Genomic DNA, 12845 nt, shown 5'->3' with positions numbered 1-12845 from the left:
GATCATGTTCGGCAGGCTCAAGGACTGGAGGCGCGTCGCGACCCGCTATGACCGATGCCCCAAGGTGTTCTTCTCAGCCATCGCCCTCGCGGCTCTCGTCATCTATTGGTTATGAATCCTGACCCTAGGCAGCGGGCAAGCACAGTCCGAGAGGTTCGCATGACCATGTTCCGCATCCTGTCCCTGCCCCTGGCCGCGCTGCTGGCCGCAGGCGCCGCCGGCGCGCAAGAGGCCCGGACCATCACCGTCTATACCTCGCAGCCGCAGGACCAGATGGCCGCCGTGGTCGAGGCCTTCAACAGGGACCATCCCGACATCACGGTCGAGATCTTCCGTTCCGGCACGACCGAGCTGATGGCGAAGCTCTCTGCCGAATTCGCGGCCGGCGCGACCCCGGCCGACGTGATGCTGATCGCCGATGCGGTGGCGATGACGCAGCTGAAGGACGAGGGCCGGCTTCTGGCCTATCAGGACGCCCCGGTCGAGGGCATCCCCGAGGCGCTGATCGATCCCGACATGACCTTTTTCGGCACCAAGCTGATCACCACCGGCATCGTCTACAATACCGGGCTGGTCGAGACCGCCCCCCGCTCCTGGGCGGAACTGACCGCGCCGGAACTGGCCTCCAGCCTGATCATGCCCAGCCCGCTCTATTCCGGGGCGGCGGTGATCCATGTCGGCACGATGGTCCAGCAGCCGGAATTCGGCTGGGACTGGTACGAGGCGCTGGCGGAAAATGGCGCGGTCGCGGGACAGGGCAACGGCACCGTGATCGAGGCGGTGGCGCGCGGCGAGAAGGCTTACGGCATCATCATCGAATACATGGCGCTGAACGCGAAGGCCAAGGGCTCGCCCGTGGATTTCGTGTTCCCCGACGAGGGCGTCTCGGTCATCACCCAGCCGGTGGCGATCCTGAAGGACAGCGACGCCGTCGAGGCGGCGAAGGTCTTCGTGGACTGGCAATTGTCGCGCGCGGCGCAGGACCAGTCGGTCGAGCAGGGCTATTTCCCGGTGCTGGAAGGCGTGGCCGCGCCCGAGGGCTATCCCGACCCCGCCACGCTGACGCTGCTGCCGGCCGATGCGGCGCGGATGCTGGCCGAGGATATCCGCAACAAGGAGGTCTTCGCCGATCTCTATGGCGGGTGATCGGGGGGCGGTCCGCCGGGCACGGGACTGGACGCGGGACTGGGGCCGGATCTGGGGCGGGGCCTGGCACCGGGGCGACGGGACGATCCTTGCCGCCCTGCTTGCGGCCTGGGTGCTGGGGGTCTCGGTCTGGCCCCTGGCGCGGCTGTTTCTCGAGGCGCTGGCGCCCGGCGCCGATGGCGTGCCGCTTGGCCTGATGGCCGAGGTGCTGGAGGCGCGCTCGACCGGGCGGGCCTTTCGCAACACGCTGGCGGCATCCGCCGGATCGGTGGTGATCGCCACGGTGCTGGGCACGGTCCTGGCCTTCGCGACCGGGCTCTTGCGCCTGCGCGGGCGGGTGGCGATGACCTTCCTGATCCTGTCGCCGCTGCTGATCCCCTCGCAGACCATGGCGCTGGCCTGGATCGAGCTGTCGGGCAGCAACTCGCCCGTCCTGCGGCCGCTGGGGCTGGCGCCGCCGCCCGGTACCACCAACCCGATCTATTCCGGCGGGGGCATCGCGCTGCTGATGGGGATCGAGCATATGCCGCTGGTCTTCATCGCCCTGCGCGCGGCGCTGGCGACGCTGCCCGCCGATCTGGTCGAGGCCGCCCGCATCGCCGGGGCCGGGCGCCTGCGCATCCTGACGCGGATCATCCTGCCGCTGGCGCTGCCCTCGGCGCTGGCGGGGGCGATCCTTGCCTTCGCGGCGGCGGTGGGCAATTTCGGCGTTCCCGCGCTGCTGGGCATTCCGGGCCGCTTTCCGATGCTGACCACGCTGATCTACCAGCGCCTGAACGGCTTCGGCCCCTCGGTCGCGGGGCAGGTGGCGGTGCTGGCGCTGATCCTGGTCGCGCTGGCGCTGGGGGCGCTGGGGCTGCGCGCGCTGGTCCTGTCGCGGCTGTCGGTGCCGCTGGGGCGCGGCGCGGCCCTGCGCCCGCTGGATCCGGGCCGCGCCCGCCTGCCGCTGGAGGCCGCGATCTGGGCGGTGCTGGCGGTGATCGCGATCCTGCCGATGCTGGCGCTGGTGGCGACGGCGCTGTCGCCGGCGCTTGGCGTGGCGCTGTCGGCCTCGACCGCAACCACGGCGAACTTCCACGAGGTCCTGGCCAATCCGACGATCCGCCGCGCCTTCGCGAATTCGCTGCTGCTGTCGGCACTTGCGGCGCTGGTCTGCACGCTGGTCGCGCTGCCGTTCGCCTGGCTGAAGGTCAGCGCCCGCGCGCCGCTGATCAGGCTGCTGGACTGGCTGGTCGATGGCCCCTGGGTGGTGCCCGGCACGGTGGTGGCGCTGGCGATGATCCTGGCCTTCCTGCCGCCCCTGCCGCTGGTCGGCTCGCTTTACGGCACGTTCGCGATCCTGCTGCTGGCCTATCTGGCGCGCTTCCTGCCGCTGGTGCTGCGCCCGGTCGTCGCCGGGGCCGAGGCGCTGGAGCCCGCGCAGGACGAGGCCGCGCGCATCGTCGGCGCCGGTCCCCTGCGGCGGATCCTGTTCGTGCTTGCCCCGGCGCTGCTGCCCGCCGCCATGGCCGGGGCGCTGATCCTGATGATGACCGCGGTGAACGAGCTGACGCTGTCCGCGCTGCTGTGGTCCAGCGGCAACGAGACCCTGGGCGTCATGGTCTTCGCCCTGCAATACGAAGGGAATTCCACCGCCGCCGCCGCGACCTCGGTGCTGTCGCTGCTGATGGTGCTGGCGCTCGCGCTGGCGCTGGACGCGATGCGGCGCTGGTTGCCGCCTGGCACGCTGCCCTGGCGCGACTGACCGCGCTCAGTCCCGGCCGGCCAGTTCGTGGCGATACTTGGCCACCGTCCGGCGCGAGATCGCCAGCCCCTCGCGTTCCAGCCGCGCCGCCAGCGCGGCATCGCTGGGGCGCCTGGCCCCGGCCTCGGCCAGCATCTGCGCAAGCCGGGCCTTGATGCGCTGGACCGGCGCGGCGTCCCGGCCGGCCCGCGCACTGGTCAGGGCCCGCAGCGGCAGGGTGCCGCGCGGCGTTTCCGCGGTGATCGCGCGCAGGATGCGGTTGACGGTGGCGACATGCGCCCCGGCCAGCCCGGCCAGTTCCTGCGTCGTCACCGCAGCCAGATAGGGACCGCCCGCCAGGTAATCCGCCTGCCTGTCGGCCAGCACGGCGCCGATGCGCAGCGCCAGGTCGCGGCGGTGGCGCAGCGCCTCGACCAGCATCCGCGCGGCACGGGGATCGCCGGGCCGCTCGGTCAGTTCTGCCCGCGGCGCGGCGGGATGCGGCTGCGCCTGCCATGCCGCGCCCTGCCGGGTGATCCGCAGGTCGGGCGGGACCGGCGGCAGGACCGGGCCGTCGAAAGCCAGCCCCGGCTTGGGGTCGAGGCCGCGGATGATCCGCGCGGCCCGCGCGATCCGGTCCCCGGGCAGCCCGGTCGCCCGCGACAGTGCCGCCAGATCGCCGGTCCCCAGCAGCGGCAGATGGTTCAGCACCCCGGCCACCGCCTCGTCCAGCTGGTCGCGCGCCGCCGCCTGGAGGCGCAGGCATTCGGCCAGCGAGCGCGCGAAGATCCCCGACGGCTCGCATCGCTGCAGCTGCACCAGAACCGCCTCGACCTCGGCTTCCGGCACGCCGCAGGCCCGCGCCACCTCGGCGGTGGATGCGCCCAGCCAGCCGGTCGGCTCCAGCCGCTCGGCCAGGGCAAGCGCGAGGGCGCCCCCGCGCGCATCCAGCCGCAAGAGCCCGATCTGCCCCAGGACATGGCCGATCAGGCTGCCCTGGGGCGCGCTGATGCCGTCTGGATCGGCCAGCGGGCGGCGCCAGCCCGGCAACTCGGGGGGCAGAAGCCGCAGGGCGGGGTTGCCGGCCGCCTCCAGCGCCAGCCGCGCCGCCAGATCGGCGCCCGGCAGCGCCAGGATCCCGATCGCCTGGCGCAAGCCCTGGGTCATGCGCGGTCCCGGTCTTGGCGTCAGCTGCAGCATGGCCCCTTCTCGCGATCAGAGGCCAAGCCTTGCCGAATGCCGCGCGGGATGCAAGTTTATGCGCGGGGAGTGCGGCGCAAGGCCCCGCATCGCGAGGGAACAGGATGACCACCGCTGCCAAGGCTCTGGAACAGGCTCCGGCCGGCGATTTCGGCCCCGCGCTGGCGCAGGCGTCGGTGCTGATCGTCGATGACGAGCCGGGGATGCGCCATTTCCTGCAGCGCACCCTGGGCAGCCGCTGCAGGTCCGTCACCGCCGCCGCCAATATCGACGAGGCCCAGGCCGCGCTGGGGGCGGGGCATTTCGACGTGGTGATCCTCGACAATGTCATGGAGGGGCGGCGCGGCGTCGAATGGCTGGCGGCCGAGCGCGCCTCGGGCTTCTTTCCGGCGACGATCCTGATGACCGCCTATGCCGACCTGGAAACCGCCATCCAGGCGTTGCAGGCGGGGGCGTCGGATTTCGTGCTGAAGCCGTTCCGTTCGAACCAGATCCTGAACGCGCTGGCGCGCTGCCTGGAGCGGTTGCGGCTGGAACGCGAGAACCACGTGCTGCGCCACGAGCTGTCGGCCAGTTCCGAGCATATCCTGCTGCGCGACCGGCTGATCGGGGAATCGCCCGCCATCCGCCAGATCCGCGACACGCTGGCGCGGGTGGCGCCGCTGCCATCCTCGGTGCTGCTGACCGGCCAGTCCGGCACCGGCAAGGAGGTCGCCGCGCGCTCGATCCATGCGCTGTCGCCGCGGGCGGAAAAGCCCTTCGTGCCGGTCAATTGCGCCGCCATCCCCGCCGACATGGTCGAGACCGAGCTGTTCGGCCACCTGAAGGGCGCCTTCACCGGCGCCCAGCAAAGCCGCGAGGGGCTGTTCCAGCACGCCCGCGGCGGCACGCTGTTTCTGGACGAGATCGGCGAGCTGCCCCCGGCCGTGCAGGCCAAGCTGCTGCGGGTGATCGAGGACCGCCGCGTCCGGCCCCTGGGATCGGAACGCGAGGTGCCGGTCGACGTGCGGCTGATCTTCGCCACCAATGCCGACCTGGACCGCGCCGTGGCCGAGGGGCGTTTCCGCGCGGACCTGCTCTATCGCATCAACGTGCTGGCGATCCATATGCCGCCCCTGGCCGAACGCGGCGGCGACATCCACGAGCTGGCGGACCTGTTCATGGCCAAGCTGGCGCAGCAGCTGGGGATGCCGCCAGTGCCGATCACGCCCGAGATCAGGGCCGGTTTCGCTGCCTATCACTGGCCCGGCAACGTGCGCGAGTTGCGCAACAGCATCGAGCGGGCGCTGATCCTCGGCCGTTTCCCGCCCGAGATCTCGGCCACGCCCGCCGCCGCCCCCGAGACCCTGGCCGAGATGGAGCGGCGCGCGATCATGGCGGCGCTGGAAGCTTGCGGCGGCGACCGCGAGGCGGCGGCGGCGCGGCTGGCGATCTCGCGCAAGACCATCGACCGGCGGCTTGCGGACTGGAATGCCTGAGCCCGCCGCCGGCAGCCCCGTCCGCTCGGTCCGCCACCGGCTGCTGGCGATCGCGCTGCTGCCGATGCTGGTGATCCTGCCCCTGCTTCTGGGCGTGACCATGCTGCGCTGGACGGCGAAGTTCGACGATCTGCTGAACACCAAGGTCAACAGCGACCTGACCGTCGCCCGCCAGTATCTGGCCCGGATCCTGGAGACCACGGGCGAACGCGTCGAGGCGCTTGGCCAGTCCACGGCGCTGGCCGAGCTGGCCGAACTGCCCGACCGGCTGCCCGCGCTTCTGGAGGAAAGCCGGGCCGAGATGGGGCTGGATTTCCTCTATCTCGCCACGCCCGACCAGCTGCTTGCGACCAGCCCGCCCGGCGCCCGCCCACCTGCCGCCGGCCATGTCCTGGATGCCGCCTGGCAGGGGCATTCGACGACCGGGATCGACATCGTTTCCGCCGCCGATCTGGCCGCGATCCTGCCCGATCTGGCGGCGCAGGCGCGGGTGCCGCTGGTGCCGACGCCCAATGCCGTGCCGACCGCCCGCGCCGAGGAAGACCGCGGCATGATCGTCCATACCGCCAGCCCGGTGGTCCTGCCCGACGGCAGCCGGGCGATCCTTGCCGGCGGGCTGCTGTTGAACCGCAACCTGGATTTCATCGACCGGATCAACGACCTGGTCTATCGCGAGGGCAGCCTGCCCGATGGCAGCCAGGGCACCGCGACTCTGTTTCTGGACGATGTGCGGATCTCGACCAATGTGCGCCTGTTCGAGGGCAGCCGCGCGCTTGGCACCCGCGTCTCGGCCGAGGTGCGCGAGGCGGTGCTGGGCCAGGGCCGCACATGGCTGGACAGCGCCTTCGTGGTCAATGACTGGTACATCTCGGCCTATGAGCCGATCACCGACAGCAGTGGCGCGCGGGTGGGCATGCTCTATGTCGGCTTCCTGGAGGCGCCCTTCGCCGAAGCCCGCCGCAGCACCCTATGGCTGGTGGTGCTGGGCTTTCTGGCGGTGACGGCGATCTCGGTGCCGATCTTCTTGCGTTGGGCGCGCGGCGTCTTCCGCCCGGTCGAGCGGATGACCGCCACCATCGCCGCCGTCGAGGGCGGCGACCTGGACGCGCGGACCGGGCTGGACTGCCGGGGCGACGAGCTGTCGCGCGTGGCCCATCACTTCGACCAGCTTCTGGACCGGCTGCAGGAACGCGAGCGCGAATTGCGCGACTGGAACGACGAGCTGAACGCGCGGGTCGAGGAAACCACCCGCCGCCTGATCCTGTCCGAGAAGCTGGCCACGATCGGCGAGATCACCGCCTCGGTCGCGCATGAGATCAACAACCCGGTCGCCGTGATCCAGGGCAATCTGGACCTCTTGCGCGAGATGCTGGGCGAGGACGCGCGCAAGGCCGAGACCGAGTTCCGCCTGCTGGACGAACAGGTCCACCGCATCGGCCAGATCGTCGGCCGCCTGCTGCAATTCGCCCGCCCCGAGGAATATGCCGGCTGGGCCGAGCGCAGCGACCCGCGCGGCGTCATCGCCGACTGCCTGCCGCTGGTCCGCCACCTTCTGGGCCGGGGCGGCGTCAGCCTGCGGCAGGACACGCGGTCGGGCCGGATGGTGCTGATGAACCGGACTGAATTGCAGCAGGTGCTGATCAACCTGATCGTGAACGCAATCAACGCCATGCCCGAGGGCGGAGAGATCGTGATCTCGACCGAGGATGCCGAGCAGGGCGGCGTGCCTGGCGTGCGGCTGCGCGTCACCGATACCGGCATGGGCATGCAGGACGCGGTGCTGGCCCGCATCTTCGAGCCCTTCTTCACCACCCGCGCCGCCGGGGACGGCACCGGCCTGGGCCTGTCCATCTGCCGGACCCTGATCGAGCGCAGCGGCGGCGCGATTTCCGCCGAGAGCCGCCCCGGCCAGGGCACCACGTTCACGCTGTGGCTGCCCGAGGCGGTCTGAGCCGCCTTTCCCGCGCGCCTTGCGGTCACTCTGTCCGCCCGTCCCGGACAATCTGTCCCGTCCTTTCGACGGATCGGCGCCCAACCCCTTGAAAAGACGCGCTCCGGAATCTGGCACGATCTGCGCCTGCATATGGGGGCAAGGGAGCTTCTCCGGCCCGCGCGGCGAGGGTGCGGGCCATTCAGCCACCGGAAGACTCCCTGTCAACGCGCCCCCAAGGGGCAAGGGAGGAAGACATGACTGCAATCACCGAGGGCTTTCCCGGCCGCGGCGCCGGGATCCTGGACCGCGAAAGGATCATCGCGAAGCCGGGCTTCAACCGCTGGCTGGTGCCGCCCGCCGCGCTGGCGATCCATCTGTGCATCGGCATGGCCTACGGGTTTTCGGTCTTCTGGCTGCCCCTGACCAACATGCTGCCGGGCGAGACCACCGCCGCCTGCCGCGACATGAGCCTGCTGACCGCGCTATTCACCACCGAATGCAACTGGCGCATGGCCGATCTGGGCTGGATCTATACGCTGTTCTTCGTGCTGCTGGGCTGTTCGGCGGCGATCTGGGGCGGCTGGCTGGAGCGCGTGGGCCCGCGCAAGGCGGGGTTCGTCTCGGCCTGCTGCTGGTGCGGCGGCATCGCCATCGCCTCGGTCGGCGTGATGACCCATCAGCTGTGGCTGATGTGGCTGGGCGCGGGGGTGATCGGCGGCATCGGCCTGGGGCTGGGCTACATCTCGCCGGTCTCGACGCTGATCAAGTGGTTTCCCGACCGGCGCGGCATGGCGACCGGCATGGCGATCATGGGCTTCGGCGGCGGGGCGATGGTCGGCTCGCCGCTGGCGCAGAAGCTGATGGAGTTCTATCGCAGCGATGTCTCGGTCGGCGTGTGGCAGACCTTCCTGACCATGGCCGCGATCTATCTGGTCTTCATGATGGCCGGCGCCTTCGGCTATCGCATCCCGCCTGCCGGCTGGCGCCCCGAGGGCTGGACCCCGCCCGCCGCCGGCAAGAGCGCGATGATCACCCAACACCACGTCCATCTGCGCGACGCCCACAAGACGCCGCAATTCTGGCTGATCTGGATCGTGCTGTGCATGAACGTCTCGGCCGGGATCGGCATCATCGGCGCGGCATCGCCGCTGCTGCAAGAGATCTTTGCAGGCCACCTGATCGGCCTGCCGGAACTGAGCTTTGCCCAGCTGAGCGCCCAGCAGAAGCTGCAGATCGCCGGGATCGCGGCGGGCTTCACCAGCCTGCTGTCGCTGTTCAACATCGCCGGGCGGTTCTTCTGGGCCTCGATGTCGGACCGGATCGGCCGCAAGACGACCTATTACGTCTTCTTCGTCCTGGGCATCGTCCTCTATGCCTCGGCGCCCAGCTTCGCGAACATGGGCAACCAGCTTTTGTTCGTGGCCGCCTTCTGCGTGATCCTGTCGATGTATGGCGGCGGTTTCTCGACCGTTCCGGCCTATCTGGCGGATATCTTCGGCACGCAATTCGTGGGCGCGATCCATGGCCGGCTGCTGACGGCATGGGCGACGGCGGGGATCCTGGGCCCGGTGGTGGTCAACTATATCCGCCAGTACCGGATCGACCAGGGCTATCAGGGCGCCGAGGCCTACAGCTTCACCATCTATGTCCTCTGCGGGCTGCTGGTGGTCGGGCTGATCGCCAATGCGCTGGTCCGGCCGCTGGACCCCAAATGGTTCATGAAGCCCGAGGAACTGGCCGCCATCCAGGCCCGGTCCGAGAATGCCGAGGCGCAGGTGAGGCACGGTTCCTTCGGCATCGACCGGGGGCGGCTGGACCTGCCGGCGCTGCTGGCCTGGATCGCGGTCGGCATCCCGGCGCTTTGGGGCGTGTGGTTCACGCTGGTCAAGACCGCCGCGCTGTTTTGACCAGGGCGGCCCCGCCTGCTTTCGGCGGGGCCTTGACGGGGCGGTCAGTGACCGTGGCCGCCCAGCAGCCCGCTGGCCTTCAGCTGCGTGAAGTCGTCGACCAGGATCAGCGCCTCGACGGCCCAGGGACCGGCCGTGGGCAGGGTCACGGCGGCGATGTGCCAGTGGCCGTCATCGGCCGGGTGGGCCGTCGCAGCGATGGGGCCGATCCCGGCGGCGGGGTCGGTGAAGTCCAGCCGCAATTCCTGCGCCGCCAGCGCCGCGCCCTGCGCATCGCTCAGGTGCAGATGTGCCGCGACCTGCCCCGGCAGCGCGCCGTCGATGCGCAGCTCCGCCACCGCGCCTGCGCCCTCCAGCCGCGCCTGCAGGGAATGCGAGGCCTCGGGCGCCATGCCCGGCGGCGGGGTCAGCCGGAAGCACATGGCCAGCAGCAGCACGCCCGCGCCAAGCGCGATCTCGGCACTGACGCTGCGGCGCAGGCGCCGGTCGGCGCGGATGTCGCCCCGTGCCAGCGCCGGGGTCAGCACATGGCGGTTCAGCAGCGCCAGTCCCAGCATCGCGGCCACCAGCGCCAGCTTCGCCGCCAGCAGCCGCCCCCAGCCCGAGGCGACCAGCGCCTGCCAGTCGGCCCCGCGCAGCAGCACCAGCGAAAGGCCGGTCGCGACCAGCAGGACGACGGCGGGCAGGGCCAGCGCCGAAAACCGGCGCAGCGCCTGAAGCCTGTCCCGGCCCTGCGCCAGCAGCGCCACCAACCCGCCCAACCAGAAGACCAGCGCCGCCGCGTGGATCGCCATGATCGCCTGTCCCAGCAGCGGCTGGCCCCCCGTGGCGGCATGGCCCGACACCGCCATGCTGGCGGCCCCCAGCGCCATCGCCGCCAGCATCGCCGCGACCTGGCCCCGCAGCGCGACCAGCGCGGCCGCGGCGGCGAGCAGCAGGCTCCATCCGCGCGGGGCGCCAAGCGCGGCCTGCCAGGTCTGGGCCTGGGCCAGCGCGGCGGGGCGCGCCGCCAGCAGGTCCAGGCCGTAAGCCCCCAGCGCCAGCAGCGACAGCGGCACCGCCGCCAGCGCCGCGATCCGCGCCGCGCGCCGGGCAAGCGGGGACGGCGGCGCGACCAGCACCGCATAGGCCGCCCCGCCCACCGCCACGATCATCGCCGCCATGGCCAGGGTCCGGGTCAGGATCGACAGGACCGCGCCGGCCGGATCGTCCGCCCCCGGCAGCCCGGCCGGGGTCGAGGGATGGCCGACCGAGAAGACCAGCGCGCCCGAGATCGGATGCCCGTCCGTCGAACTGACGCGCCAGGCCAGCGCATAGCTGCCCCGGCCGCCATCCGGGGGCGGGCTGACCGCCAGCCCCTGCGGGATGCTCCGGGCCTCGGCCTGGTGCCGCTGGCCATCGGGCAGCAGCCAGGTCATCGACAGCGCGCCGACCGGCTCGCTGAAATCCAGGCTGACGGTTTCGGGCAGGTCCTCCAGCAGCACCTCGGAGGCCGGGTCGCTGCCGCGGAAATCGGCATGGGCATGGGCGCCCTGGAAAAGGGCCAGCCAGATCAGCAGGCTGGCAAGGCAGACATGCAACGACACAAGGCGCATCGGATCCCCCGATCTTATGTTCCGGGCCGGTGGAAGGGGGCGGCGTGCCGCCCCCCCCCCCCGCCGTCTCAGTCGCCTTTCGGCGCGGTGATCCGCAGGCCCGCGGCGGGTTTTTGCAGGTCGTCCGCGCTTTGCCCCTCGGCGGGGATCTCGATCCAGCGCTCGGCGGCGGTGGCGCATTCCTGCACGACCGGGAACCACAGCATCTGGCCCTCGGCAAATGCGTCGGTCAGCCGGGCGCGGAAGGTGAATTCGTCGTAATGGGCGTCGGGCAGCTCGCCGGTCCAGACGATCTCCTGCACGCCCTCCGAGACCGGCGTGCCGTAATGGTCATAGCTTTGCGCGTAGGCGCCGGTGACCAGCTCCAGCTCCCAGCCCGCCTTGGGCATGGGCCGCACGGCGATCACGCCCTCGGGGATGCGGACGCGCAACTTCTGCGTCGCCTCGCCCCCGCAGCCGTGACCGACCCGCAGCACCGCCTTGTAGGTGCTGTTCGGGGCGGCCTCCTGCTGCTCCAGCGTGACATGGGCCAGCGCGGCGGGGGCGCCAAGCGAGAGGATGGTCAAGGCGGCAATGGTCTGTTTCATCATGATCTGTCTTTCGATTGTCGGAATGGTCCCGGCCGGCATCCTGGCCGGCGGGAACGGCGACACGCCAGGGGCGGCCGGTGTGGAAGTCTTGCGGAAAAAGCGGCGGGCGAGGCCCTGCCGCGCGGGGTCAGGCCAGGGCCGGGGGCGCGCGCGGCCGATGGGCCGGCGGGGGCGCGAGCGGCGTCGCGCGCGGCTGGGTGATCTCGGGCCGGAAGGCGGCGAATTCGGCCGGGCGGCTCAGCGCCTCCTGCCAGGACTGGACCGCGGCGAAGGACAGCGTGACGGGAAGGCAGGGGGCGGGCTTGTGATCGGCCTCGGGCAGGTGCCCGGCGGGGGTCTGGCCGGGTGATTCGGCAAACGATTCGGCAAACAATTCGGCGGCGGCGACCTGGATTTCCTGCGGGCCGTGGGCGGTGCAGAGAACGAAGCCGGTCGCCTCGGGGTCGGGGCTGCGCATCATGCCCTGCGGCACCGTTCCCGACAGGACCAGCGCCAGCACCAGCAATGCGTGCAGCATCATGCGCCGCAGGGCGCCCCAAGGCGCTGCGGCGCATCGCATCGGCTGGCTGACGGATCCGCGCAGAGGCCCCTCCTTCGTGACCGGCGCAGGATAGTGGCAGAGCCGCCCGCCCGCCAGTGATGTTTCACGCCGTCTTGTCGCATCGGCGCAAAGGGGCCGGCATGTCCCAGCTGACGCCATGCCGGCGCGGAGGGCGCCGGAAGACTGCCGCGATATGGAAACGGCCCCTTGCCGATGGCGATCGACATTCCCTGGCGGCATTAGCCCTGTCGGGTCGCGTGAACGGGCCTAGAGCGAGATTTCCGGCTGCGAGGGGTCCAGGGGCGAAAGCTCCAGCGGCGGGGGCGGCACGGCGCCGTCATCCTCCGGATGCGGCCGGGCCAGGTCGCGCAGGTTGTCGCCGATGGGCGGCGGGGGTGGGGCGCCCGCCTTGCGGCGGATGATGATGTCGCCGCTTTCCAGCCGCTCGGGCGTCTGATAGTTGCCGATGTCGTCGACCAGCACCGACAGATCGTCCAGCGCCGGGCCAAGGCGCGACAGCACGCCGGACATGTCCTCGCCGATCCGGCCCAGCTCCGGGCCGATCTCGCGCAGGACATTTTCCATCAGCAGGCCGATGCCGCGCTCGATCAGCGACAGCCCGTCCTCGTCCTCGGAGGGCAGGTCCTGTGCGGTGCCCGGCAGCGGCGTCAGCGCCAGAAGCGCGGCGACGGCCAGGGCGGGAAGGGGCGCGCGCGATGTCATCCCCGCAAG

The 12845-nt window shown here is 71.3% G+C and carries 10 protein-coding genes and 1 pseudogene; 6 read left to right on the top strand and 5 right to left on the bottom strand.

The window, feature by feature from the left end:
• From C9E82_RS19660 to C9E82_RS19645, 3 genes and pseudogenes are all read left to right on the top strand, one after another.
• Positions 1-115: pseudogene (locus C9E82_RS19660) on the top strand (IS5/IS1182 family transposase); the annotation flags it as partial.
• Positions 116-159: 44 nt separating this feature from the next.
• Complete coding sequence (locus C9E82_RS19655; protein WP_240643577.1) at positions 160-1146, top strand: ABC transporter substrate-binding protein; 987 nt, start codon at positions 160-162, stop codon at positions 1144-1146.
• Positions 1136-2890, top strand: a complete 1755-nt coding sequence (locus tag C9E82_RS19645) for an ABC transporter permease (RefSeq protein WP_119898665.1) — start codon at positions 1136-1138, stop codon at positions 2888-2890. The genes C9E82_RS19655 and C9E82_RS19645 overlap by 11 nt, the downstream gene beginning before the upstream one ends.
• Before the next feature lie 6 nt (positions 2891-2896).
• Here C9E82_RS19645 and C9E82_RS19640 read toward each other — a convergent pair whose 3' ends face one another.
• Positions 2897-4069 (bottom strand): RNA polymerase factor sigma-54, encoded by a 1173-nt coding sequence (locus C9E82_RS19640; protein ID WP_119898666.1) that lies wholly within the window; start codon positions 4067-4069, stop codon positions 2897-2899.
• Positions 4070-4173: 104 nt separating this feature from the next.
• On the opposite strand from C9E82_RS19640, the gene C9E82_RS19635 reads away from it, so the two are divergent.
• The 3 genes from C9E82_RS19635 to C9E82_RS19625 all read left to right on the top strand — a co-directional run bounded on the left by C9E82_RS19635 (position 4174) and on the right by C9E82_RS19625 (position 9387).
• Positions 4174-5547: a sigma-54-dependent transcriptional regulator gene (locus tag C9E82_RS19635; RefSeq protein ID WP_119898667.1), complete on the top strand. Its 1374-nt coding sequence runs from the start codon at positions 4174-4176 to the stop codon at positions 5545-5547.
• A complete protein-coding gene (locus C9E82_RS19630) occupies positions 5540-7498 on the top strand; it encodes a sensor histidine kinase (protein ID WP_119898668.1) in 1959 nt (652 codons plus the stop codon). Before C9E82_RS19635 ends, C9E82_RS19630 begins: the two co-directional genes overlap by 8 nt.
• Before the next feature lie 236 nt (positions 7499-7734).
• Positions 7735-9387, top strand: coding sequence for an OFA family MFS transporter (locus C9E82_RS19625; RefSeq protein WP_119898669.1), 1653 nt, complete (start codon positions 7735-7737; stop codon positions 9385-9387).
• A gap of 44 nt (positions 9388-9431) precedes the next feature.
• Here C9E82_RS19625 and C9E82_RS19620 read toward each other — a convergent pair whose 3' ends face one another.
• The 4 genes from C9E82_RS19620 to C9E82_RS19605 all read right to left on the bottom strand — a co-directional run bounded on the left by C9E82_RS19620 (position 9432) and on the right by C9E82_RS19605 (position 12836).
• Positions 9432-10982, bottom strand: a complete 1551-nt coding sequence (locus C9E82_RS19620; protein WP_119898670.1) for a copper resistance CopC/CopD family protein — start codon at positions 10980-10982, stop codon at positions 9432-9434.
• Positions 10983-11050: 68 nt separating this feature from the next.
• On the bottom strand, positions 11051-11569 hold the full coding sequence (locus tag C9E82_RS19615; RefSeq protein WP_205962182.1) for a YcnI family copper-binding membrane protein: 519 nt from the start codon (positions 11567-11569) through the stop codon (positions 11051-11053).
• Between the two features lie 130 nt (positions 11570-11699).
• Entirely contained in the window at positions 11700-12089 is a 390-nt protein-coding gene (locus C9E82_RS19610; RefSeq protein ID WP_147482377.1) for a hypothetical protein, read from the bottom strand.
• A 291-nt stretch (positions 12090-12380) separates the two neighbouring features.
• Positions 12381-12836, bottom strand: a complete 456-nt coding sequence (locus tag C9E82_RS19605; RefSeq protein ID WP_122449369.1) for a hypothetical protein — start codon at positions 12834-12836, stop codon at positions 12381-12383.
• Positions 12837-12845: the final 9 nt, after the last annotated feature.

It is taken from the genome of Paracoccus sigandri (assembly GCF_003709565.1).
GTDB lineage: Bacteria > Pseudomonadota > Alphaproteobacteria > Rhodobacterales > Rhodobacteraceae > Paracoccus > Paracoccus siganidrum.
The sequence above is the reverse complement of the archived record's forward strand: the minus strand, read 5'-3'. Positions and strand labels throughout refer to the sequence as shown.